The following is a 25,929-nucleotide window of genomic DNA, read 5'->3' as shown; positions in this document are numbered from 1 at the left end:
TTCTTGCAAAATACACAACTGCCTTTTCTGGCCAAAGTTCGATACTGAACATTCTCTTTTTTCTTCATCTTCTACGTAAGCATACATTCTAACAAATCTTACTCTAATAATTGCGTCAGTTGCTTTTCGTCCCCAAAATCTAAAAGATGATACTCTTGAATTAATAGTTTAGCATATTTAGCCCCAAAATATCTCATAATAAATCAATTAAGTCCTAATTAGACATGTCACATTGACCACTACTGGTCAAAAGCAAATTTTAAATGTCATTTATTGCATTTAGCAGTAATTATATTCTACTTTTTATAGAATACTCAATACTTTGATGTTGTTAATATTGATAATAAAGAATTTAATTTTCTCTTTTGGATCGTAAAATAAATAGACCATCTCAGAGAAACACTGGAACGTTACAGGAGTTTAACTTCTGAAATGGTAGGCATTTCAATTCTCCACCATCATTAAAAATAGCTAAATCCACAATGCTATTAAATGAAATTTACTAAACCGTTTATCGTCAAAGAGAATGAGAAAACTTTATTTTCCTGTATTAATTTTATTCCTGTTCGCCATAGAAACAGGAATTGCAAGACCCATTTATAGCTCGAAGAGCATAAATTCGAAAATTGCGGAAGCAAACGTAAAAACGGAGCCGTCGTTTAACATTGACAAATTAGCAAAATCCATTTCTGGAAAAGTGATGGAAAGCACCAGTGATGAAGGCATCCCTGGAGTAAGTGTCGTTTTAAAAGGAACCTCCACTGGAACCCTAACAGATGCCGATGGGAAGTTTCAATTAAACATTAGTGAAGACAAAGGAATATTAGTCTTTTCGTCCATTGGTTACGAAAGCCAGGAGGTCGTTCTTTCAAATCAAAGTGTATTTGAAATAAGAATGGCACCTTCTAACAAAACCCTTTCAGAAGTAGTGGTAACTGCTTTAGGATTTAAAGAAAAAGCGGATAGATTAGGATCCACAAGCAGTCAAGTTTCTGGAGATAAAATAGTGAAGTCTGGGGAATCTAGTTTTATAAATGGATTGGCAGGAAAAGCTGCCGGAGTTCAAATTTCAAGAGCGGCTGGAGACCCAGGTGCGGCTTCCTTTATCCAAATAAGGGGTCAGAATACCTTGACGGGAAACTCACAGCCTTTGGTGGTTATAGATGGTGTGCCCATCAGTAGCACAACAGAAGGTGGAAGCTCTGGAGGAGTGGTGCCTCAGTCTAGGCTGAATGACATTAACCCAAATGATATAGCATCTATGCAGATTTTAAAGGGTGCTTCTGCAGCCGCACTTTGGGGTTCTAGGGCAGCAAACGGTGTCATCATTATCACCACTAAAAAAGGTCAGGAAGGAAAAATGTCGGTATCATTTAGCTCCACCTTCTCTGCTGACAAAATAAACAAATACCATCCTTTTCAGGACACTTTTGGACAAGGCTCCAATGGCATCTATAATGCTAATGCTTCAAGTGCATGGGGTGATAAAATAGCAGACCGTTCAGGAGCAGCAGACGAAGTAAATACCAGCGGAGAATATTTCAAAGCTGATGATGGTACACTTTACTATCCTATTCTCGCTAAAAACTCCACTGAGGTATATAACGATTCAAACTACGACCAAGTTTTTCAAACTGGAACTTACTGGGATAACGCTCTTAGTATAAGTGGAGGAGACAATAAAGGCACGTTCTTCTTTAGTGTAGGAGACGTAAGACAAAAAGGGATTCAGAGAGGGAATAGTAACTACAGCAGAACCTCCATAAGGCTAAATACGGAGCGTCAGTTTACTGATAATTTCAAATTAAGCGTAAATTCCTCCTATGTCAAGAGTTTTTCTGACAGAATTCAAAGAGGAAACAATCTCTCTGGCGGAATGGTAGGTCTAGCACGTAACCCTGCAGATTTTGATATCTCTGATTACAAAGGAAGTTATTATAGCAGTGCATTGGCTTCTCCAATTGAAAACAGACAAAGAGGCTATCGAAGTTACCTTGGTGCAAGAGCCAATCCACCAAACAACAACGCACTTTGGGCTCTTTATGAGCAAACCAATTCTACAGAAGTGGATAGATTCATAAATAGTGCAGAACTCAACTACGAACCAACCAAATGGCTTAATATCATAGGAAGAGCTGGTATTGACACTTACACCGATAACCAAATCAATTACTTTCCAGTAAATGATATCAGAGGTGCTGGCAATGGAGACTATCAAGACCAAATAACCAAAGAGAATCAATTCAACGCAGATGTATTAGCTAGAATATCTGGAGATATTAGCCCAGATTTGTTTGGTGCAGTAATTCTAGGAATGAATTATAACAGCAGGGCGTATTATAATATTGGTGCCAGCATCACAAATTTCCTTATTGCAGATGCTCCAGCTAACTTTTCAAATGCCGTAACATCAAACAAAAATCCAGTAAACAGTAGAAGTACTGTTAAAACGGCAAGAACATACGCCACAGGTAATTTAGGTTATAAAGATTATCTGTTTTTAAATCTATCTGTTGCAGCTGAAGCGGCCTCTACTTTTGGTAGCCTAGCAGATAAGACTTTTTACTACCCATCTGCAGATTTAGCTTGGGTTTTTACAAATCATGATTTCGCTAGCAACCTTTCTTTTCTAAACTTCGGTAAATTAAGGGCTTCTTACGGTATCGTGGGTGTTCAGCCTTTACCTTACAGGTCTAACACAGTTTTTTCTTCTACTACTTATACGGCTAGCCCTTGGGGAGACAACCTCGTTGGAGCTCAGTTTGGAAACGGAGCGTTCAGTCAAGGAAGCTCATTGGGAGACCAATATCTTAAGCCTGAGAGAAAAACAGAATATGAAATAGGGGTAGATTTAAGACTATTAAAAAGTAAGTTAAAAGCCTCTGCTACTTACTATTATAACAAAATAGAAGATGTATTAGTACCCGTTACCTTAGCTCCTACTACAGGCTTCTCTACCAAATACACCAATGCTGCTTCTCTTCAAAACAAAGGTATTGAAATGGAATTAGGCTATGATATACTAAAGAAGAAAAGCTTAGACTGGAGCGTCAATGCTAACTTAACAAGAAACCGCAGCTTGGTACTTGATTTAGCAGGAACACAGTCTCTTTTCTTACAAGGCGGTATTAACGATTTTTTTGATGCAAGAGCTGTTGTAGGCGAACCAGTTGGCGTTTTCTGGAGCAGTAAATACGCCGTAGACGAATCTGGCGAAAGAGTTTTAGATGCTAACGGATTCCCGACGGCAGACCCAACAACAGGGGTTGTAGGAAATCCAAACCCTGACTGGATTGGAGGTATAGGTTCTACTGTTAAGTATAAAAACTTCTCTTTAAATGTATTATTTGAAACTTCTCAAGGTGCCGATTACTTCAATGGAACCAGAGGTGTGATGTACACTTTTGGTACACATGCAGATACAGGCAACGAGGTTACATTGACAGAAGACTTAAAAAATTATGCTGGTCGAACTATTGCCGCAGGAAGCACCGTAAGAGGAAACATTGAAGACTTTGGAGCTGGAAATGTATTACTAGACCAACAATGGTATACTACATTAGGTAGTGGTTTTGGCTCCCTTAAAGAGCAATTTGTAGACGATGGTAGCTGGACTAGACTTAGACAGGCATCCTTTTCTTATACCCTTAACACGCCAAAGTTCCGAGAGAAAACCAAACTTCAGTCTATTGAATTTTCACTCACAGGACGTAACCTTTTCCTATGGACAAAAGTGGTTGGAATAGACCCAGACACCAACATCTCTGGAGTACCTGCTGGAAGAAACATGGATTACTTCAATTCTCCAGGCACACGTTCTTTCATCTTCTCTTTGAGAGCTAATTACTAAAAGTTAATCGAAAAAATATTGAACAATGAGAAAAAATACATTTCATATACTAATTCTACTTTTCGTCTTATCAGTGACATTCTCATGTGAGAAACTAGTAGACAACTTAAATACAGATCCCAATAACCCTACCGATGCTTCGGCCACACTTTTACTTACGGCAGCTCAGCTAGGTAATGTCGCTGTACAAGAGGGCCACCTATCTAGGGTAGCCGCCATGTGGTCTGGTTATATGACTGGAAGCGACAGACAGTATAAGGACATGGGTAGCTATAATGTTACAGGTTCCGATTTTAACAATGTTTGGGGGTTTGTATATCAAGGTGTGGTAGAACAAACCAGGTTGATCATCAATAAAGCGGAACTAACGAACAACAAGTTGCTTCAGGCCATAGCCAAAATCACCAAGGTTAATGCTCTAGGTACGGCAGCAGCATGTTTTGGGGACATTCCATTTACAGAGGCTTCTAATATTACGAAGTTCCCTAACCCTGCCTTTGAATCTCAGCTTTCTGTTTACGGCAGCTTACAGAAATTGCTTGATGAAGCCATAGCAGATCTAGAAACGGGCATTGGCTCTTCTCCAGGTGTGGCAGACATTTATTTTAATGGTAATTCGGCAAAGTGGCTTCAAACGGCATATACATTAAAATCTAGGTTCTATATGGAAACTGGCGAATATGCATTAGCAGAGGCAGCCAGCCTTAAAGGAATTTCAACAAACGCCTCGTCTATGATGGTACCTCACGGAAACTCATTAAATGCAAACGAAAATTTCATGTATGCGTTTATTGGAAGAAATAGAGTTGGGGATGTAAACGCAAGTAGTGCTTTGGCTCCAAAGTTACTTAACCCAGCTTCTGACCTTTACAAAGGAAACGTAAAAACAGATGAGACCGCTAGATATAATTATCAGTACATTACAGTAAGCTCTACTGGGACGGTTATTCCTGTAATGCCAAACATAAATAGCACGAGCTCTTCAAGAGGCATTTTCGGACAAACTTCCTCTTACCCTCTTGTAACTTATGCAGAAAACATCTTGACACAGGCAGAAGCAAAAGCTAGACTTGGTAAAACAGCAGAGGCTCTAGCAGCCCTAAACACTTACAGAGCTTATCTAAATACTGGCGGCGGATTAGACCCAACCTATTTGTCAAGTGGTTATGCTTATAAATATGAAGCCTATACCACTCAGGACTTAGAAAGCGGTGGCATACTGAACACCTCTGGAACAAGTAGCTCAGAAGCCTTGCTTAAAGAGATTCTTATTGAGAGATACATCTCTTTTAACGGTCAGATACTTGGGTTTAATGATTTAAGAAGAACTAGAAAAGAGACCTTTGGCGTGAAACTAACACCAACCCAAGGAGAGCTTTTACCAGAGCGAATGATATATAGCGAAGCCGAAATAAATTCCAATACAAGTGCTCCTAGTCCAGTTCCAGGTGTTTTTGTACCTACTCCGCTTAATTCATTATAAAAGTAACCCTCAAACCAATTACATGAATAAATACCATCAATCTAATGAGCAGAGCATCTGCTCATTAGATAAATTCCGACATTTCATTTTCAAAAAAATACATCTCTTTTTATTCCTTACCTTATCTATAAGTATATCTGCAAAGGCTTCTTCCCTGTCAGATACCACCAAGGTTATTGTCACCGAAGGAACCAACATGGCCATGGCTCTTTCTCCAGATAATGGTAGTATAACTATGGATTTACAAGGAACAATTTGGCTCCTACCGGCCACTGGAGGAAAAGCAAAGAAACTGACAGACGGAATGGGTGATGACCGTCAACCTACTTGGTCACCAGATGGCAATAAAATAGCGTTTCAATCTTTTAGAGATGGTTATTATCACATCTGGACTGTTGGCAAAGATGGTACAAATTTGACTCAAATAACCCATGGTGTTTTTGACGAAAGAGAGCCCGACTGGTCTCCAGACGGAAAGTCAATTATTTACTCTAGTGACGTTTATGACAACTACGACATTTTCAAAATAGACTTAGAAAGCAGTAAAGTAACGCAGCTTACGAGCAATGAAGCCAATGAATACTGTCCTGCTTTCTCTCCAGATGGTGCTCAAATATCGTATGTTTCGGAACAAAAGGATGCCCCAGGAATATATATATTAGACAAAACAGGACAGGCAAAATTAATTTCAAAAAGAAATGGTGCTTTATCCGCACCATCTTGGGATAAGCTTGGTTCAACGATTTACTTTAATGAGTTTACGGGAGACTTTAGTGGCTTGGGGCTTGTGAATATCAGCACAGGAACGACCCAAATTATTACAGACCCAAGCGAAGATGTATTTCCTTTTAGAACCGGCTGGTTATCATCAGAAGATTACATTTACACGGCTGATGGGAAAATAAAAAAAGCGAAGAAAGGGAAAAAAGGCTTCACGACCATTTCTTTTGAGGCGGAACTTACGGTAGTCAAACCTTCTTACAAAAGAAAAGAATATGACTTTGATGCCGGCTTACCTAAAAAAGTGAAAGGCATAAAAGGCTTGTCGATTTCCCCTGACAGTAAAAAATACATTTTCTCGGCTTTAAGCGACATCTGGATTTTAGAAGAAGGAAACCCAAATCCTAAAGTACTTATAAAAAGCAAATTCATTTGTTCTGACCCTGTATGGTCTCCTGATGGAAAACAAATAGCGTACTTAACAGATGAGTCTGGCAATATGAATCTCTGGTTATTTGAAATCGCCACTGGCAAAAAAACGCAGCTTCAGAAATCGGATATGGACATTAACTATCCAAGCTGGTCTCCAGATGGAAAGAAAATAGCGTTTTACATGGCAGACGCTAGAAATATTTGGGGTAAAGGTGCTTTGCAGGCCATCACCTTAGAAACGAAAGAAATAGAACCCCTTCACGAAGCTCTTTTTGTTCCTAGTCAACCTAGCTGGTCACCAGATGGAAAAACCATTGCCCTATCTGCACTTGACGTTTATTCTAGCAGATTTAGAGAGGGTATTAATAAAATCTTATTGGTTTCTTTAGAAGACCAATCTGAGAAATTCATATCTCCTGTGGAAGAACGTTCTCTAGGTATGAGAGCTAAAAATGGCCCTGTATGGTCTCCAGATGGGAAATTCATGGCCTATGTTTTAGATGGACTTTTATGGACTATCAAGGTAGATAAAAAAGGAAATATTGTAGGCCCTCCCACCAGAATAACAAATGAGCTGGCGGAAGTGCCTAGTTGGTCATCCGACTCCAAAAGCTTAGTTTATCTGGCCACAGACCAGATAAAGAAAGTAAACCTTGAAAACATGGTCACAGAAACCGTCCCATTAACTTTTAATTGGGATTATGGGCAGCCAGAAGGCAAAACAATTATCCACGCCGGAAGAATATTTGATGGTATATCAGAGAAATATTTAACCGACATGGATATCATCATCAGTGAAAATAGAATTGAAGCTATTGAGAAGCATAAGGCTGGAAGAGAAGGTAAATTCATTGACGCATCAGACCAAACCGTCATTCCAGGGCTTTTTGAAATGCATACGCATCAGCATGCTATGACAGGCGAAAAACTTGGTCGCTTGTGGTTATCTTATGGTATTACATCTTTAAGAGAAACAGGCTCCGACCCATACGATGCTCTTGAAAGAAAAGAGTCTTGGGATACAGGAAGCCTTATGGGACCAAGAGAATTCTTTACAGGAGGACTAACAGATGGTACACGTATTTATTATGGTCTGGCAAACAGTATACAGTCTTCTGCACAGCTAGACTTAGAACTTGACAGGTCTGTGGCCTTAGGTTACGACCTCATCAAAACTTACGTAAGAATGCCGGATATTCTTCAAAAGAAAATTACGGCATTCGCACATAAAAACGGTATACCAGTTTCTTCTCACGAGATTTTCCCTGCTATGAGATACGCCGTAGATGCCGTAGAACACATCGGTGGTACAAGTAGAAGAGGATACTCTCCTAAGATTACCAAAATGAACCATACCTATCAAGATGTTGTAGAACTTTTGGTAAAATCTCAAATGAACATCACACCAACCGTTTCTTTACAAGGTGGTTTTTACCACATGGCCGCAAAGCTCCCATGGTATTTTGATAACAAGCAGCTAAATAATTTCTATCCTACGGACTATGTAGACGAGATGCGTGGAAGAGCGGGCCAAATAGCTAAAATATTCCCTGGCTACCTTAGTAACTTTCCAAACATTCAGGAGACGCTCAAAACGCTTATTAATGCTGGAGCTAAAGTAACGGCAGGTACAGATAGCCCCTTTATTCCTTATGGTTATAGCTTGCACTCAGAATTACACGCATGGGTAGACTCAGGAATTTCACCTTACATTACACTTAAGGCAGCTACAATGGGTGCTGCTACCGCTGTGGGAGTAAGTAAAGATTTAGGTTCTATAGAAAAAGGTAAATTGGCAGATTTGGTTATCATTGACGGTGACCCTCTGAAAGAAATCACCGATGCACTAAATGTAACCTACGTGATTAAAAACGGAATCACCTATTCTATGGAAGAGATTCTAGCCAGACCGGAGTAGTCAAAAACAATGTACAAAAAAACTCAAGGGCCTTGCCCTTGAGTTTTTTACTTTATACCCAGTTTTAAAAAATCACTTTTTAAAGACGTTTACTTCTTCTATTAAATCTGCCACTAAGCCTGTCCAACCTGTCTGATGAGCGGCTCCACAGCCTTCGCCATTGTCGCCGTTGAAATACTCATAAAACAAATGGTGCTTTTTAAAATGCTCATCTTCATCATACTGCTCATTTATTTGAAGAGCCGGCCTTTTACCTGTCTCGTCTTCCTCAAAAATCTTAATCAGTCGTTTAGATATTTCATTGGCAGCGTTAGCTATGGTAGTTATTTTGCCTGAACCCGTTGGGTATTCAACCTCATAATCGTCCCCATAATATTGAGAATACTTATGCAGAGCGTCTATAATAAGATAATTCAACGGAAACCATATAGGTCCACGCCAGTTACTATTACCACCCATTATAGAAAGTTCCGTTTCCGCAGGACTATAGCTTACTTCCAATCTTTCACCGTTCAGGTCAAAATCAAATGGGTTTTCTTTATGAAATTTAGAAAGAGAACGAATACCATAATCTGATAAGAATTCAGCTTCACTAAATAATTTTTTGAGAACCATTTTCATCCTATGCCCTCTTAAAAGGGACAGCAAATGCGTTTCACCCTTCCCTGGCTCATGCCATCTAGAAATAAGAGAAGCTAAATCTGGTCTGTTTTTCAACACCCATTCTAACCTTATTTTAAACTGCGGCAGCTTATCCAGCAAGTCTTGATTAATAACTTCCACAGCACAAAGCGGAATTAGCCCCACTAAAGATCTTACTTTCAAAAATATAGTTCTTGCCTCTGGGGTATGAATCTTATCATAATAAAACTGATCCTCTTCATCCCATAGACCTATAGTTCCCTCTTCCATATTATTATTAATGGCCGCGGCAATATGCAAAAAGTGCTCAAAAAATTTGGACGCCATATCCTGATATACAGGCCTTTCCAAAGAAATCTCGCAAGAAATCCTCAGCATATTTAAGGTAAAAATGGCCATCCAACCTGTAGCATCTGCTTGCTTCAATTGAATGCCAGGTATCTGAGCATTACGATCAAAAACACCAATATTATCTAATCCTAAAAATCCACCTCCAAAAATATTATTTCCTTCTTCGTCCTTCTGATTAACCCACCAAGTAAAATTCAATAAAAGCTTATGAAAAATTCTTTCCAGAAACTTTATATCACCTACTCCGCCACGCTGTTTTTTGTCCAGTTCATAAACTTTCCAAGTCGCCCAAGCATGTACTGGAGGGTTTACATCAGAGAAATTCCACTCATAAGCCGGTATTTGACCATTAGGGTGCATGTAATATTCTCTTAAAACAACAGCAAGTTGTCTTTTAGCAAAATCACTATCTACTCTGGCTAAAGTCACGGTATGAAAAGCCAAATCCCATGCTGCAAACCAAGGATACTCCCATTTGTCTGGCATAGAAAGTATATTATGCATATAGGCGTGCTTCCAAGTTTCATTCCTGGTGTAAGCCCTTCCTGTGAACTTAAACGGCATTTTAGGGTCGCCATTAGCCCACTGCTCCATGTTATAATAGTAAAATTGCTTATTCCAAAGCATGCCAGCAAAAGCCTGTCTTTGTATGCCTTTCTGTTCTTCAGATTTTATATCCTTTTGAACTTGGCCATAAAAATCTTCAGCATCTGCCTTCGCCACATCAAAAAGCTTCTCGAAATCACCAAAGGCATCTTCCAAGTGTGTTTCGCTAGAAAATCTAAGTTTGATTTCTACACTACCCTTTGCAGGAACCATCTTTTCATAAAGCCCAGCCATTTTGGTCCCGATTTTATTCTTATTAATGGCCTTTTTATCTCCTTCTACTACATATTCATTGATGCCGTCCTTGACAAAAGAAGATGTGTTTTTCTTGCCAAATACACGCTCCATGTTTGTTTCATTCTCACAAAACAATATTTCATCGGCATCCTGAAGATAGAATTTCATATTGTCAAACAGGCGATGCCTTACTTCCACTTGACTTTTTGCTATTCCTGTTAGCATCGGCTTTTGAGAAAACTCCTCATAGCCCCAAGACCATGTATTCCTAAACCATAAAGTTGGCAAAACGGTTAATTTGGCGGCCTTATCTGAACGATTATAAGCCGTTAACTTTATAAGAATATCGTTTTCGGCCGCTTTAGCGTATTCAATGTAAATATCAAAATACTGATTATCGTTAAAAGCCTCCGTATTTAAAATCTCAAATTCCTTGTCCTTTTTACCTCGTTCTCTGTTTCCTTGAAGTATTTCCTCATATGGAAACAGTTTAATTGGGTACTTGTATAGCATTTTCATGTAAGAATGCGTGGGCGTACTATCCAAATAATAGTATAGCTCTTTCACATCCTCCCCATGATTTCCTTCGGCTCCTGTTAAACCAAAATATCTCTCCTTAAGAATAGGATCTTCATGATTCCAAAAAGAAAAAGCAAAACAAATATGTTGCTTATTATCAGAGATTCCTCCGATACCATCTTCGCCCCATCTATAAGTCCTGCTTCTTGCGATATCATGACTGACATAATTCCAACTATCTCCATAGACACTGTAATCTTCCCGAACGGTTCCCCACTGACGAGCAGAAAGGTATGGACCCCATTTTTTCCAGCCTCTGTTATCTGGCCTTTCGTCCAGTCTTTTCTTCTCTACTGTATCCCTCATTGAATATAATTAGGTCCTTTACAAAATTATTCTTTTAGCCTTCCTTACATTGCAGTTATATCTACTTTTTAATAGATATATTCAAATTCTTTTGTTGCAAATTGCTTTAGTCCAAATTTAGTTTCGATTATCAATTTGCCATATTCATTTACTCCTTTTATTTTTCCGTCGAAAATACCATTCTCGTTTTTGAACTGATGCCATTCATCTTTTCGGAATAAATTATTGACATATCTGGTCTTATGACAGACATCTTTAGTGTTTTTTAGTGCTAAATATTCATTTTCCAAGTTTTCCGAAAACTTCGTTAATAATTCACTTAAATCATAATTCTCGTTATCAGTAAGCCTTTTCAAAGATGTGGCAAGGGGTAAAGAAAATTCTTGCTGGTTTATATTAAGACCAACACCAACAAAACTATAACTCATAACTTTCTTAGATACAATACTTTCAATAAGAATTCCACCAAGCTTCTTATCTCCATAAAAAATGTCGTTAGGCCATTTTATTTTTAATCTTCCGTCTAAATATTCAGATAAAGTTTCTATTACTGCAAGGGAAACAGCCATATTCAACTTAAACTGCTCATCCACAGGCATAAAATCTGGCTTTAAAATAACCGTAAACGTTAAATTCTCTCCTTTTCTAGAAACCCAAGTATTGCCACGTTGTCCTTTTCCATGGGTTTGATTGTCAGTAATGACAATAGTCCCTTCAGTAATATCACTCTTCTGAATTATTTCAGCAGCCGAATCGTTAGTAGAGTGACAAGTTGGCAGATATATAGCATTTTTGCCTGTAAATAGTGTTTTGGGCTGAAGTTTGTACAAATTACTTTAATTTAGCTGTTTGAAATAAGAAATTATTAGATCACTTATAAATGTGCATTTTAACAGAAATGCAAAACTATTGTAAAAATTACTGAATGAAAAAAACTAAGCAACTTTCAAGTACAGAACTAAGTCAATTTATTATTGAAGGGATGCACGAGAAGAAGGCAAGTGAAGTTGTCTTAATGGATTTGCGAAAAATCAATAATGCCATTACCGATTTTTTTGTCATTTGCTCGGGTAATTCCGATACGCAAATAGATGCAATTTCTAGATCCGTTGAAGAAGTGGTTTATAAAAAAACCGGACAAGATCCTTGGAACAGAGAAGGTAGAATGAGTAAAGAATGGGTTCTCATTGATTATGTGGACGTGGTCGTTCATGTATTCAAAAATGATAAAAGAGCCTTTTTCGATATTGAGTCTCTCTGGGGTGATGCCGATATAACCTATTTTACTGACGATTTAAAACCGACCAAAGAAATGGTCAATTAAAATATTTTAAAGAATTAATATTTAATATATATGTCTGAGGAAAAGAATCCTTTACCAAAACAGAAGAAAAAACTACCTATCGGCAACGGTCCAGGATTTCAAGGTTGGATAATTGCCGCTTTGATTTTGGGAATAGTGGGTGTTATGTATTTTTCAAATAACAAATCACTTTCTCCTATCAAGTATAAAAACTTGGAACAAATGGTCCTCAAAGGGGAGGTAGAAAAAGTAGCCGTAGTAACCGATGCCAATGTGGTGGAAGTAACACTATCGAGCGAAGCTCTACAAAAAGATGAGTATAAAAACCTTTTAGGAAATAATAGGTTTACATCTGGTCCACACATGAAAGTTGACATCGTTTCTGAATTTGCCTTCATGAACGAGTTTAATAGCTTCATTAAAGAAGCTAACATAGATAGTGATAAAAAAGCTGCTTTATATCCAGAACCAATACATAGAGAAGATATTCTAAACTCTTTATTCAATTGGTTGCCATTGATATTATTCTTTGGTCTAATGTACTTCTTAATGACAAGAATGACCGGTGGTGGAGGCCCTGGTGGTCAACTTTTCAACATCGGAAAATCTAGAGCCTCTCTTTTTGACACGGACAATAAGGTGAAGATTACCTTTAAAGATGTTGCTGGTCTAGAAGAAGCCAAAGAAGAGCTTACGGAGATCGTGGAATTCTTAAGGAAGCCAGAGAAATTCACCGAGTTAGGTGGTAAAATACCAAAAGGAGCTCTTTTAGTAGGCCCTCCAGGTACCGGTAAAACACTTATGGCCAAAGCTGTAGCTGGTGAAGCCAGTGTACCATTTTTCTCTCTTTCAGGTTCTGATTTTGTAGAGATGTTTGTAGGTGTTGGGGCTGCTAGAGTTCGTGACCTTTTCAAACAAGCTAAAGAAAAAGCACCATGTATTATCTTTATTGATGAGATTGATGCCGTTGGCCGTTCTCGTGGAAAAGGTGGAATGCCTGGAGGAAATGACGAGCGTGAAAACACATTGAACTCTTTATTAGTAGAGATGGATGGTTTTGGTTCTGACGCTGGTATTATTATCATAGCAGCCACAAACAGACCTGATGTACTTGACCAAGCTTTACTAAGACCTGGTAGATTTGACAGACAAATAAGTGTAGATGCTCCAGATATTAATGGTCGAGAGGCCATTTTTAAAGTACACATGCGTCCTTTAAAACTAAATGACGAGGTAGATGCCAAAAAACTAGCCACTCAAACTCCTGGTTTTGCTGGAGCAGAAATAGCCAACGTTTGTAATGAAGCTGCACTTTTAGCGGCAAGAAGAGGTAAGAAGTCTATTGAAATGCAAGATTTCATGGATGCCATTGATAGAGAGATTGGAGGATTAGAGAAAAAGAACAAGCTTATCTCTCCTGAAGAGAAAGAAATAGTAGCTTATCACGAAGCGGGTCACGCTGTGGCGGGATGGTATCTAGAGCACGCCAACCCTTTAGTGAAAGTAAGTATTGTACCTAGAGGTGCTGCGGCGTTGGGTTATGCTCAATACCTTCCTAAAGAGCAGTTCTTATACAGAACGGAACAGCTTTTTGAAGAAATGTGTATGTCTCTTGGTGGTAGAGCTGCTGAGGAAATTGTCTTTGGTAAAATTTCGACCGGTGCATTAAGTGACTTGGAAAAAATCACGAAAATGGCTTACGGAATGGTTACGATATACGGCCTTAATGAAGAAATAGGTAATATATCTTTCCATGATTCTAAAGGGCAATCTGATTATTCGTTCACGAAACCATATTCAGAATATACCGCTCAGAAGATTGACCAAGAGGTTAAGAAGTTAATAGACAAGGCCTACAAGATGACGAAGGACTTACTTTTATCAAAACGTAAGGAATTAGACATTTTAGCCAAGGCTTTATTAGAGAGAGAAATTATATTCCAAAGTGATCTAGTAGGCCTGATTGGAGAAAGACCTTTTGAGAAACTTACTACTTATCAGGAATACATGGATAAGAAAGATGTTCCTGAAGTCTTAGAGACACCTGAGGTTGAACTTCTAGCAAATGAAAACGCTTCAGATGTAAAACCAGCAGAAAGTACTACAGAAGTAACTCCAGAAAGTTAAAATCAGTTTTGTGGATAAATGAAAAGCCGATGCGTTTTAAACGTCATCGGCTTTTTTAAACCGGTTTATTCATTAGAAAATCTCCCGATTTTATCGGGACCGTAGCTAAATTGCTTCAAATCAGTTCGTAAACCCATTTAAACTCCATCACCAGAACCATTCGACATTAGCTCAGGGTAAACCGCTATGCTAATCTCGTTTAAATGTCTGATTTATTGCTCTTTAAAACTCGTTACGATTCTCCAATGCATAAACCGGGTTTAATATTTAATTTGGGGTTCTATTATCTTCCAAAAAGACCACCTAGCAATCCGCCAAGTCCACCTTTTTTCTGACCAGTAGCTCCGCTTAAAAGCATTCCAGCTACATCGTCAATTATACTTCCGTCTCCATCTGAATCTAAGAAAGACTCAATAAGGCTTTGCTGCTTACTTCCAGCTCCACCGCCTAAAAGACCTCCTAAAACATTGCCAAGACCACTGCTATCATTTACGTTTGACTGGCTCACTTGCTTTCCAACAACGCCCATTAAGATTGGAGCAGCTACTTTTAAGATTTGGGCAACAGTGTTCATATCCAAACCAGTTTTTTGACTTAATGCCGATTCTACACCAGTTTGCTTAGCACCTAAAACGTGCCCTAGTATACCTGCTCCGTCATTAACGACACTATCATCCACTCCACCTTGAAATAAACCACCAAGATTATCTAAGATTCCGCCATTATGTTTACCACTTAATGCTCCTAAAATTCCCGCTGCACCCTCTGGAGTTGATGCATTTTTTTGCATGGCACCCATTAAAACTGGTAAAGCCATTCCAAGAACATCTGCTGTTTTATTAGCAGGAGCACCAGTCTGCCCACTAACACCAGAAATTATCTGCTTTCCTAAATCACTACTTAATAAATCTAAAATTCCCGCCATTTGTATTTGGTTTAAAGTTTTAAAGCCTTAAAAATATAAAAAATGGGGTAATAAATACACAACGTACTTATTTTATTCCTGTAATCTAATGGTTTAACAATCGCCTAAGACTTAGAAATATTTGTTATTTCACAAAGCCTATAGAAAGAATAAATTGGTCTGTTGTGAAGTTAAATTTCATCGGGTTATTCGCAGGACCGAGTGTTGTTTCCGCGTAATTGGCTATTCCTCCTTCATATCTTAAATCAAAAAAGAAAGATTTCAATTCTATTCCTAGCCCTATGACGCCATTAAGAATAGGTCTGTTAAAAAAATCCTCCGATAAGTTTTGATTGGTGTATGGTGATAATGCTTTTTCAAACTCTTTATTTTTTTTCAAGGCGTAGGAAAAAGAAGGACCTCCAAAAATCCTTACATCTCGCACTCTTAATCCCAAAAGAATGGGAACATCAATGGCCGTAAACTTAGCATCAACTCTATTTAGAAGATTACCACTTTTGTCTAGGAAATCAAATTTTCCACCCTTAAGCCCATAAATTACTTCTGGTTGAATATAGAAAGAACCTGTAATAAACCTTCCAAAAATTGCACCCTGATACCCATTTCCAAAAGCGGTATTAGAAACTAACTCATCTCTAACTATACCATTTTCTCCTACGACAGGTGTTCCATTGGGTGTAACCCTTAGAACATCTCCGCTTGACGTATTTATTCTAGTTTTACTTATGCCTGCTCTTAAGCCCCAAGAAAACTTAAAACTATTCTTTTTATAGGCAGACATGTCAACAGGAATGGCGGGCCTACTTTCTAATGTATCTGAAATGACTTCTTGACCTCTAGTTAAAAATGAGGATAAGATTAAAACGCAAAATATGATGTTTTTCATTGTATCAATAACTTTCAAAAATTAAGCCAACTGATCTATTATCATAACGGTAAACCTGACTGTACAAACCAACCTATCTTTCACATCTGTGATGTCTATTTGCCAAACATGAGTTTTTCTTCCTAAATGAACAGCTTTAGCCTTACCATATACAAGACCTTCCTTAACCGAACGAATATGATTCGCATTAATTTCTAATCCCACTATAGCTTTCCCTTCATTTTCTACCAAGGCATAGGAAGCCACACTGCCCAAGGTTTCTGCAAAAGCGACGGATGCTCCGCCATGAAGTAAACCGGCAGGTTGTTTTGTTCTATGATCCACCGGCATTGTTCCTTTAATAAAGTCAACTCCTACTTCGGTTATTAATATTCCAAGGTGCTCGCTCAGGGTATTTTTACTGATTTCATTTAACTTTTCAGAATTCGTAGTCAATTTCATTATGAAAATTTTACTTTTGGACGATTTTTGGAAACAAGTTTCAACAAAGGTATTTAAATGAGAAAGAAAACTATCTATTTAATACGTCATGGCGAGACGGACTACAATAAAAAAGGTATCGTTCAAGGTAGCGGAATAGACTCCAGTTTAAATGAAACGGGTCATAAACAAGCTAAAGCCTTTTATGACCATTACAGCCACATCTCTTTTCATAAGGTTTACACCTCACAGCTGGTAAGAACGCATCAAAGTGTCATCAACTTTTTAAATGATGGTGTTTCACACGAAATATTGCCAGGACTTAATGAAATTTCATGGGGTTCTAAAGAGGGTAAAAAACCTGACCCCTCAGATGATGAAGTTTATTTCAACGTTCTTAAAAGATGGTCTGAAGGAGAAACTCATTTGAGTCTAGAAGGAGGAGAAAGTCCAGAAGAAGTATTGGAACGACAAAAAATAGCCTTAGATCGTATCATAGAAAACGAGAACGAAGAGACAGTTCTGGTAGCCATGCATGGGAGGGCCATAAGAATTTTACTGACATTCCTGTCTGAAGCATCTATTTCAGAAATGGATACTTTCAAACACTCAAACCTTTGCCTATATAAGCTTGAATATTCTTATGCAGAAAATAAGTTTAGTATTTTAGAAAGAAATAATATAGAACACCTTTCCTTAATATCTGTATAGCTTTTTTTTCCACTCATGAAAGCATTCCTCCAATCGTGTAAAAAAAACCACTTTATTTTAAAATCATCTTACCTTGTGGCTTAAATGGAAACAAGAAAGTCGTATTGGATATGTCAAATAATAGGGTGGTCTTTCTATTCCTTTTCTGACCTTCTAAATTACTTCACTATATTTTCATTTGATTTTGAAGAGTTTAATAAACTCATTGGAAACGGAATCGTAAATGTGGCCGCAGGAATTTCTTTAACTCATATTTTTAGAATTATTTTCAAACGATATGAATGGATTAAACTACCAGTGGCTCAGCTGGTTATAAGATGTACTGTAGTTATAGGAACTATTACCTTTGTTTTAGCCGCCATAAACATACCTATGGACAGAGACATCATCAATACGGAGAAGATGAACTGGGCTTTGAGAGATATCTCTTATCTTATAAATTTAACAAAACCAGTTCTTATTTGGGTGCTTATATATGTTTTCTATAGTGTGGCTAATTTGCGTAAGAATGATGCCGTAGAGAGGGTACAGCTTGAAGCTTCGGTTAAAGAAACGGAAGCCAAAATTTTAAGAGCTCAGATGAATCCGCATTTTATTTTTAATGCCTTAAATAGTATTAGAGCTCTAATCACGGAAGACCCTAAAAAAGCTATGTCAGGGATAACCCAGTTATCAAACTTGCTACGAAGCTCTTTAGTTTCTCATAGAAAAACCACAGTGAGCCTGAAGGAAGAGATTAAAACCATTCAGGATTATCTTAGCCTAGAAAAAATAAGATATGAAGAAAGACTTCAGATAAAATGGAATATTGACAAAGAAACTGAGGGGGTTCAGGTGCCACCGATGATGCTGCAAACCTTGGTAGAAAATGCTATCAAGCATGGCGTTCAAAAGGCCCTTAGATGGGGCTTTATTGAAATATCTTCTCACATAGATGATAGAATCTTACTAATTAGTATTAGAAATACTGGTAAACTTCATAGTACAGAGTCAAAATCTTCTTCTGGAGGATTTGGTTTAGAAAATACTAAAAGAAGGCTTCATTTGCTTTACGGAAACAAAAGCGACTTTAGAATATTCCAAGAAAATCACCTTACGGTCAATGCTGAAATACGCATACCTTTAGATTATCAATAAATTATTATGAGAGCAATAGTAGTAGACGATGAGAGATTGGCTCGAAATGAGCTGAAAAGATTATTAGAAGAGTTTCCTAGAATAACCGTGGTAGGAGAAGCCGCCAATGCAGACGAAGCCATACCCATGATAGAAGAAATGGAGCCAGATCTTCTTTTTTTAGACATTCAAATGCCTGGAAAAAATGGCTTTGAACTTCTAGAAGCTCTCACGGATAAAGTGCCAGAAGTTATTTTCACTACCGCTTATGACGAATACGCATTAAAAGCTTTTGAGTTCAATGCACTAGATTATATCATGAAGCCTATTGACAGTCCACGCTTGGCAGAGGCCATTCAGCGTATTGAACTGGAACAGGAAAAAACGAAAAAAGAAGCTCTAGATCATCCTGAAGGAGAGCTGACCGTCCATGACCAAGTTTTTGTAAAAGATGGGGAGAAATGTTGGTTTGTACGCCTAGGCAAGGTCAGATTATTTGAATCCATGGGGAACTATGTCCGTTTACATTTTGATAATCAAAAACCCATGATTTTGAAATCATTGAACAGCTTGGAAGAAAGATTAGATTCTAAGATCTTCTTTAGAGCCAACAGAAAACACATCATCAACCTTAACTGGATTGACAAAATTGAGCCCTGGTTTTCTGGAGGACTTTTGGTTACGCTAAAAGCTGGAGAAATAGGCCCTGGCGGAGAGAAGATTGAGATCTCTAGAAGACAAGCCATTAAATTCAAAGACCTGATGAGCCTTTAAAAGCGAAATAAGCTCCTAGCTAAAAAGGCTCATAAAATATTTTATGAGCCTTTTCTTTAATATATATTTTGGGATACAATCGTTAATTCTGCTCGGTAGCTAAAACCATCCTTATCCTTAACCTTGCTCCCATACTCATTACATCCACCAAGTCTTGAATGGTAAGGCTAGATGCTGCTCTCAAAATTACTGTTGGTTCTTCCATGCCTACTGTAGCTTCTACCAAACGCTGCTCTAAGGCAGGAAACGGTATCGCCTGACGATCTATATAATAAACCTTATCTTCAGTAATAGATAAATTAACAGGTGCCTTACTCACATCGTGAGTAGAGTCGTCTGATTGTGGCAACATTAATTTTATAACATTAGGGCTGCCTAGTGTAGCCACAATTAGAAAGAATAAAAGCAAAAAGAACATGATATCATTCAATGCAGAGGTTTGTACCTCCGCATGAAATTTTCGCTGTCGTTTTAATTTCATGTTATAAGAGAATTAAGATGCTGGCTCGTTAAGAGTATCTAAAAAGTCCATTACCGTAGCCTGAAGATTAATACTAAACTTATCTGTCATCATATTGATACTGTGATAAGCGGCGTAAGCTATTAAACCTACTACCAATCCAGAAAAACTGGAAATCATTTTCTCATATAGACCATTTGAAATGGTTTCAATGGAAAAATTACCTGTTACCGAGATTTCATAAAAGATTCTAATAATACCAGAAATAGTACCCACAAAACCTAAGGTAGGTGCCACCCCAGCGATTAGTCCTAGGTAGCCCATGTTTTTCTCCATCTTAGATATCTCTAAATTGGATTGGATTTCCATGGCACTTTCAATGTCCTTCACTGGTCTACCTATACGGGTAATACCTTTCTCCAAGATTCGAGAAATAGGCAAATTGGTACTCTTACATAGAGCGATTGCCGTTCTCATGTCACCACGAAGAATATTATCTTTTAAAGATCTAAGAAAACCGAAATCAATTCTTGAAGAGTTTTTGATAAATAAATACCTTTCTGCCATTAAGTAAAGCGTAGCGAAAAGTAAAATCATAATAGGGTATATTACCACCCCACCTTTCAACAATAATTCGAAATAATTAATACTCAATGGTGAACCCAAGAGCGTAGAGTCTACTCCGACCTCTGCCGGAATCTGAAGTAAAAGCATTTTCAGCATTTAAAAAGGAATTTTATGAACTGGTTTACTAACTGGTTACTTTGAAAAATTATTATGCAAAATACAAACTTTTATGCTTTGTAGATTCTTTTCACAAGCTTTTCGAGCGTTAAGCCTTGCACTATTATCGAGAACAATACAACGCAATAAGTGATAAAAACAATATACGGTTTGGCCTCCCATTCTGAAGGTAAAGAGAGTGCCATGGCAATGGATAAACCACCTCTCAAACCTCCCCATGTTAGCAATAAAGGAGCTTTATCTACTGACACCCAGTTTTTTGAGAATTTCAATAATACCGTAATAATAAGGTACCTTGATAAAAGCACAATAATTATAGCTGCACCACCTGCTATAAAATAGTTGGTATGAAATTCTAAAATCAAGATTTCTAGTCCTATTAAAACAAAAAGAACCGCATTCATCAATACATCTACGAGCTCCCAAAACTTATCCACATAAAGTTCTGTGGTTTCGCTCATGGCATCTTGTTTTAATCCGCTACTTCCCATAAACAAGCCAGCGACCACCATTGCCAGCGGACCAGAAGTATGCAGCTGCTGGGCTAAGAAATAGCCACCCATCACTAAGGCCAAGGTTATCATCACTTCTACCTCGTAATCATCAATACTTTTAAGGAGCTTAAACATCAGAAATCCTAAGCCTAAGCCAAATAATATGCCTCCTATAGCTTCTTGCACAAATAAGGTTGCTACATCCATAACTGTAACATTATCAACACCAAGTCTGGCAATTTCCAAAATAGTAAAGAATATCACGACACCTACGCCGTCATTAAAAAGCGACTCCCCTACTATGTTTATTTCTATTTTTTTGGGCACATTGGCCTTCGTCATAATACCCAATACCGCTATAGGGTCTGTAGGTGAAATCAATGCCCCAAAAAGCAAACAATAGACCAAATCAGTATGTAAGCCTAAAGCCATCGACAGGTAAAAGATGGCTCCTCCTATTAAGAAGGTAGACAGTAATACACCCACCAAGGCAAACATTCCTATGGTGCCTTTTTCCTGTTTTATCATACCTACATTAGTATGTAGTGCACCAGCAAATAGCAGAAAGGACAACATGACATCCATTAGGACCGTGGTGAAATCAATTTCCGCCATTAAATCCCTTGCGTAGTGAATTAAATCAGGGTAAACGAACTGAAGCAAAATCATCATAAGTGAAAACACCAAGGCCATCACCATCAAACCGATGGTAGTAGGTAATTTCAAAAAACGGACATTGATATATCCGAATATGGCTGAAATCACCACTAGTAGTGTAAGTATCTTGAATAATTCCATTTCGTTTTGTTTCGTTTAATCTTAATCCAAACCGCCTAAAAGATATTCTTAAAGTACCCCTTTGGTACTCGGCAGACTGTCCATTGCATTAATATCCCTTTTAACGGCCATTTTTATAGCTTTTGCCCATGCTTTAAAAATAGCTTCAATTTTATGATGTTCGTTGTCACCTTCACACTTAATATTCAAGTTACACTTAGAGGCATCTGAGAAAGACTTAAAGAAATGCATGAACATTTCTGTAGGCATTTCGCCCACTTTTTCTCTTTTGAAAGAGGCATCCCATACCAACCAAGGTCTCCCAGAAAAATCAATGGCTACCTGAGCAAGAGCTTCATCCATTGGCAGTAAAAATCCATATCTATTGGTTCCTCTTTTATCTTTCAAGGCCTCCAAATAGGCTTCTCCTAAAGCCAATGCTGTATCTTCTATGGTATGGTGCTCGTCAATATGTAAATCGCCTTTCACCGTTATTTCAATATCTGCTCCAGAGTGCTTGGCCAATTGGTCAAGCATATGGTCAAAAAAACCAAGACCTGTATCCATTTTAGCCTTCCCAGTACCATCAAGATTCAAATTAACAGAAATCTTAGTCTCCTTTGTGTCTCTTTGAATAACTGCCTTTCTTTCTGGCAATCTTAAGAATTCATAAATAGCATCCCAATCTTCTGAAATAAGACCAATTGCTTCTTGTTGCTCTTGAGTAGCTTCCCCTTTTTCGCTGTTGGCTATTAAAATACCTTTTGAACCCAAGTTTACAGCTAACTGTATATCCGTAAGCCTATCTCCAATCACATAACTATTGGCCATATCATACTCAGTATTGTTAATATAGTTTGTCAATAGACCTGTTCTAGGTTTACGAGTATCGGCATTTTCATGCTCAAAGGTTCTATCAATAAATACCTGCTTAAAATGAATCTCCTCCCCTTCTAGCGTCGTCATCATTTTCTGATGAGCTGGCCAGAAAGTATCCTCTGGAAATGAGTCTGTACCTAAACCGTCTTGGTTGGTAATCATGACCAACTCATAATCGGTCTCCGTCGCTATTTTCCTAAGATTGGATAAGGATTTTGGAAGAAACTCAAGCTTCTCCAGTGAGTCTACTTGAAAATCTGTCGGGGGTTCTTTTATAATTGTACCGTCTCGGTCAATAAAGAGTACTTTTTGCATGTAAATATTTATGTGTCTATACGTGACAAATGTAGGCATCTTAGTTTTTAAATCCTTAGCTTTAGAAACCCATATATACTTGCATGAAACTTTTTTTTTCGAAAGCCCTATTATTGGCCATATTTCTAATCGCTCAGTCCTGTGGAAGGCTAGAAAAACAGGAGATAAGTAAAAAGCCACCTGCCCAACTTATTGAGCCTTATACCAAATTTAAATTGAATGATTTAAAAGCCGTGGTGATTAAGTGCGACTTAGGAAGAATGAAACTAAACATCATGCAGTATGATGAGCCCATCATTGAAATTCACAAAACTTACCAGAAATATGTGCATCTAGAACCCAAGGGAGACACCTTATATATTTACACGCACCTTACACCTAGAAATACCCAAGAACTAAGAATCAGGAAAGTCATTAACCTCTATCTCCCCTCCTTAGATTATCTAGAAAGTTCCGTTAGCAGAATCATCATGAAGAATTTCAATGATGACCAAATGAAAATATTCAACGACAGTAATTCTCTAAGGCTATATAATTGTAGAATACGTAATTTGACCATTGAAAACGAAGGACTTTGCAATATTCAATTAGACGGTAACAACTACTTCGAAGATCTAAACGTAAGCTTGAACGAAAAGAGTTATTATAATAGCGACGCCAAGGTACTACATAAATTCACTTTGAAAGCTAAATCTTTAGAGCATACCAACTTCTCAAACCTCCCTGAGGAGGGTTTCAAGTGGGTGAAAAAATAAAATACAATAAAACCTTTCACTATTTTGCACTCAAATTAGGTTACCTCAAATATATATCCTACTTTTGCACTCGATTTACAGACTCGTTCGAGTTCTCTGACAGCGGCAGGTGCCATTTGAGCATCTAATTTTCGTCCAAAATTCCTTTCAGAGCAGGCAACGGGTTTCACCGTGATGTTCACGAAAGGGCGTGTCGCAATCGCCTCCAAAAAATCTTAAAAAAATAGGCTGCAAGCTGGGCAGTCGTGCAAAATACGTATGCAAACTGTAAAGTTTAACGAACTTCCTGTGTCTGATTATATACTTAAGGCCGTGGAAGAAATGGGATGGACAGAAGCCTCCCCTATTCAAGCTGCAGCCATCGAGGTTGTAATGAAAGGTACAGATATGATTGGTCAAGCCCAAACTGGTACTGGTAAAACAGCTGCCTTTGGTATTCCTGCCATTGAAGCCATTAATGTTGAAGATAACATCACACAAGTTTTGATTATGTGTCCTACTAGAGAGCTTGCTCTTCAAGTTAAGGAACAGATATATCAATTAGCAAAATATAAAAGAGGCTTATTAGTAAGCTCTATCTATGGAGGAGAGTCTTATGAAAGACAATTCCGTGACCTTAAAAAAGGTGCCCATATAGTAGTTGGAACACCAGGTAGAATCATGGACCACATTGAGCGTAAAACGCTTAAATTGGATACCTTGAAAATGCTTATCTTGGACGAAGCAGATGAAATGCTTAACATGGGCTTTAGAGATGATATCGAAAAGATCTTATCTTTTGCTCCTGCAGAAAGACAAACCGTTCTTTTCTCTGCTACTATGTCTCGTGATATCTTGAGCATTACGAAGAGATTCCAGAATAACCCTGAAATTATCAAGATCACAAAGAACGAAGTGACTAACGATAACATTGAGCAGGTTTATTATAACGTTAGACGTGAAGCCAAGACGGAATTAATGACTCGCTTGATTGAAGTTAACGAGTTGAAATTAATGTTGGTTTTCTGTAACACGAAAGCTATGGTCGATAAAGTAACCATGGACTTACAAGACAAAGGATATAAAGCTGAAGCGATTCACGGAGATTTAAGCCAAGCGGCTAGAAATCAGGTAATGAACAAGTTCAGAAACAAGATATGTACTATCTTGGTAGCTACAGACGTGGCAGCCAGAGGTATTGATGTAAATGATGTTGACGCCGTTTTCAACTACGACGTGCCTTTAGATACAGAGTATTATGTTCACCGTATTGGTAGAACTGGCCGTGCGGGTAACAAAGGAAAAGCATTCTTATTTGTTTCTGCAAGAGATAGAAGCAAACTTAGAGAACTAGAAAGATACACTAAGGTGGCTATCACAGAAGGTAAAGTACCTACTAAAGAAGACCTAAAAGAAATCAAAATTAATAATTTCACTGATAAAATAGTCTCTCATGTCTCAGAAGTGGGCAATGAAGGTTATGAACTAATAGTGAATGACTTAATGGAAAAGGGCTACGAGGTTCATCAAATGGTTACGGCCTTGATGAAAATGCAATTAGACCTTAACAAAGTTACTCAAGGAGGCGATGACTTAGCCGACGGAAGAGGTGGAGACCGTGGAAGAGGTGGAGACCGTGGCGGAAGAGATAGAGATAGAGGTAGAAGCGGAGAAAGAGAAAGAGGCGGAAGAATGGAAAGAAGAAGAGGAGAGCGTAGCTTTAGCGACAGAGAGCCAAGAGGAAGAGATGGTGGTTCTGAAGATAGAGAGTTCTCTCGTGACCGTAAGGCTCATAGAGGTCAGCATGGTTCTGGCGAAGCAGGAATGGTTCGTTTATTTATCAACCTTGGTAAAAAAGACCACGTATCTCCAAGTCATATAGTGGGTGCTTTAGCTTCTGAAGCTAAAATCCCAGGTAGAGTGATTGGTCAAATTGACATGTACGACAAATTCAGTTTTGTAGAAGTACCAGAAAGAGACGTTAATCGTGTTATCTCTGGCATGGCAGGAAAAACTATCAATGCTCGTGAAGCGGCCATTGAGGTAGCCAAATAACTACTATTTTTTGACTAGGTTTATTTTAAACCAGTCGAATCCAAAAAAAGCTAACCATATTGGTTGGCTTTTTTTATGCCTTAAC

19 protein-coding genes are annotated in these 25,929 nt (G+C 38.1%); 10 read left to right on the top strand and 9 right to left on the bottom strand.

Features of this window, described 5'->3' with window-relative positions:
• Positions 1–526: 526 nt before the first annotated feature.
• From ACSBFT_RS01525 to ACSBFT_RS01515, 3 genes are read left to right on the top strand one after another with little or no spacing between them, the layout of a single operon-like run.
• The gene (locus tag ACSBFT_RS01525; protein WP_489603064.1) at positions 527–3,850 is read left to right on the top strand and encodes a SusC/RagA family TonB-linked outer membrane protein; all 3,324 of its coding nucleotides are present in this window, start codon (positions 527–529) and stop codon (positions 3,848–3,850) included.
• Positions 3,851–3,875: 25 nt separating this feature from the next.
• Positions 3,876–5,333: a SusD/RagB family nutrient-binding outer membrane lipoprotein gene (locus ACSBFT_RS01520; RefSeq protein WP_489603063.1), complete on the top strand. Its 1,458-nt coding sequence runs from the start codon at positions 3,876–3,878 to the stop codon at positions 5,331–5,333.
• Between the two features lie 22 nt (positions 5,334–5,355).
• Complete coding sequence (locus tag ACSBFT_RS01515; protein ID WP_489603062.1) at positions 5,356–8,403, top strand: DPP IV N-terminal domain-containing protein; 3,048 nt, start codon at positions 5,356–5,358, stop codon at positions 8,401–8,403.
• Between the two features lie 72 nt (positions 8,404–8,475).
• Here ACSBFT_RS01515 and ACSBFT_RS01510 read toward each other — a convergent pair whose 3' ends face one another.
• Both ACSBFT_RS01510 and ACSBFT_RS01505 read right to left on the bottom strand, forming a co-directional pair.
• Positions 8,476–11,124 carry an MGH1-like glycoside hydrolase domain-containing protein gene (locus ACSBFT_RS01510; RefSeq protein WP_463047314.1) on the bottom strand — a complete coding sequence of 883 codons (2,649 nt, stop codon included), beginning with the start codon at positions 11,122–11,124 and terminating at the stop codon, positions 8,476–8,478.
• 68 nt (positions 11,125–11,192) lie between these two features.
• Positions 11,193–11,954: a biotin--[acetyl-CoA-carboxylase] ligase gene (locus ACSBFT_RS01505; RefSeq protein WP_489603060.1), complete on the bottom strand. Its 762-nt coding sequence runs from the start codon at positions 11,952–11,954 to the stop codon at positions 11,193–11,195.
• 95 nt (positions 11,955–12,049) lie between these two features.
• On the opposite strand from ACSBFT_RS01505, the gene rsfS reads away from it, so the two are divergent.
• Both rsfS and ftsH read left to right on the top strand, forming a co-directional pair.
• Positions 12,050–12,448 (top strand): ribosome silencing factor, encoded by a 399-nt coding sequence (gene rsfS / locus ACSBFT_RS01500; protein WP_463047316.1) that lies wholly within the window; start codon positions 12,050–12,052, stop codon positions 12,446–12,448.
• Positions 12,449–12,478: 30 nt separating this feature from the next.
• A complete protein-coding gene (gene ftsH / locus ACSBFT_RS01495; RefSeq protein WP_463047317.1) occupies positions 12,479–14,554 on the top strand; it encodes an ATP-dependent zinc metalloprotease FtsH in 2,076 nt (691 codons plus the stop codon).
• Positions 14,555–14,837: 283 nt separating this feature from the next.
• On the opposite strand, the gene ACSBFT_RS01490 is transcribed toward ftsH, so the two are convergent.
• From ACSBFT_RS01490 to ACSBFT_RS01480, 3 genes are all read right to left on the bottom strand, one after another.
• On the bottom strand, positions 14,838–15,479 hold the full coding sequence (locus ACSBFT_RS01490; protein WP_463047318.1) for a DUF937 domain-containing protein: 642 nt from the start codon (positions 15,477–15,479) through the stop codon (positions 14,838–14,840).
• A 124-nt stretch (positions 15,480–15,603) separates the two neighbouring features.
• The gene (locus ACSBFT_RS01485; protein WP_463047319.1) at positions 15,604–16,365 is read right to left on the bottom strand and encodes a porin family protein; all 762 of its coding nucleotides are present in this window, start codon (positions 16,363–16,365) and stop codon (positions 15,604–15,606) included.
• Positions 16,366–16,386: 21 nt separating this feature from the next.
• A complete protein-coding gene (locus tag ACSBFT_RS01480) occupies positions 16,387–16,806 on the bottom strand; it encodes a hotdog fold thioesterase (RefSeq protein ID WP_463047320.1) in 420 nt (139 codons plus the stop codon).
• Positions 16,807–16,863: 57 nt separating this feature from the next.
• Here ACSBFT_RS01480 and ACSBFT_RS01475 point away from each other — a divergent pair, with 57 nt between their 5' ends.
• The 3 genes from ACSBFT_RS01475 to ACSBFT_RS01465 all read left to right on the top strand — a co-directional run bounded on the left by ACSBFT_RS01475 (position 16,864) and on the right by ACSBFT_RS01465 (position 19,386).
• Positions 16,864–17,496: a histidine phosphatase family protein gene (locus ACSBFT_RS01475; RefSeq protein ID WP_489603058.1), complete on the top strand. Its 633-nt coding sequence runs from the start codon at positions 16,864–16,866 to the stop codon at positions 17,494–17,496.
• 84 nt (positions 17,497–17,580) lie between these two features.
• Positions 17,581–18,633: a sensor histidine kinase gene (locus ACSBFT_RS01470; RefSeq protein ID WP_463047322.1), complete on the top strand. Its 1,053-nt coding sequence runs from the start codon at positions 17,581–17,583 to the stop codon at positions 18,631–18,633.
• Between the two features lie 6 nt (positions 18,634–18,639).
• A complete protein-coding gene (locus tag ACSBFT_RS01465; protein WP_489603056.1) occupies positions 18,640–19,386 on the top strand; it encodes a LytR/AlgR family response regulator transcription factor in 747 nt (248 codons plus the stop codon).
• An 82-nt stretch (positions 19,387–19,468) separates the two neighbouring features.
• Here the strand turns inward: ACSBFT_RS01465 and ACSBFT_RS01460 are convergent, their stop codons facing one another.
• The 4 genes from ACSBFT_RS01460 to hisB all read right to left on the bottom strand — a co-directional run bounded on the left by ACSBFT_RS01460 (position 19,469) and on the right by hisB (position 23,055).
• Entirely contained in the window at positions 19,469–19,867 is a 399-nt protein-coding gene (locus ACSBFT_RS01460; protein ID WP_463047324.1) for an ExbD/TolR family protein, read from the bottom strand.
• A gap of 12 nt (positions 19,868–19,879) precedes the next feature.
• On the bottom strand, positions 19,880–20,560 hold the full coding sequence (locus tag ACSBFT_RS01455) for a MotA/TolQ/ExbB proton channel family protein (protein WP_489603054.1): 681 nt from the start codon (positions 20,558–20,560) through the stop codon (positions 19,880–19,882).
• A gap of 80 nt (positions 20,561–20,640) precedes the next feature.
• A complete protein-coding gene (locus ACSBFT_RS01450) occupies positions 20,641–21,882 on the bottom strand; it encodes a cation:proton antiporter (RefSeq protein ID WP_489603052.1) in 1,242 nt (413 codons plus the stop codon).
• A gap of 48 nt (positions 21,883–21,930) precedes the next feature.
• On the bottom strand, positions 21,931–23,055 hold the full coding sequence (gene hisB / locus ACSBFT_RS01445) for a bifunctional histidinol-phosphatase/imidazoleglycerol-phosphate dehydratase HisB (RefSeq protein WP_463047327.1): 1,125 nt from the start codon (positions 23,053–23,055) through the stop codon (positions 21,931–21,933).
• 83 nt (positions 23,056–23,138) lie between these two features.
• Between hisB and ACSBFT_RS01440 the strand changes: the two genes are divergently transcribed.
• Together ACSBFT_RS01440 and ACSBFT_RS01435 are read left to right on the top strand one after the other, a co-directional pair.
• Positions 23,139–23,810, top strand: coding sequence for a hypothetical protein (locus tag ACSBFT_RS01440; RefSeq protein WP_463047328.1), 672 nt, complete (start codon positions 23,139–23,141; stop codon positions 23,808–23,810).
• A 258-nt stretch (positions 23,811–24,068) separates the two neighbouring features.
• Positions 24,069–25,844 carry a DEAD/DEAH box helicase gene (locus ACSBFT_RS01435; RefSeq protein ID WP_463047329.1) on the top strand — a complete coding sequence of 592 codons (1,776 nt, stop codon included), beginning with the start codon at positions 24,069–24,071 and terminating at the stop codon, positions 25,842–25,844.
• The last annotated feature ends 85 nt before the right edge of the window (positions 25,845–25,929 follow it).

The sequence above is a fragment of the Arcticibacterium sp. SM2516 genome (assembly GCF_057914865.1).
The sequence above is the reverse complement of the archived record's forward strand: the minus strand, read 5'-3'. Positions and strand labels throughout refer to the sequence as shown.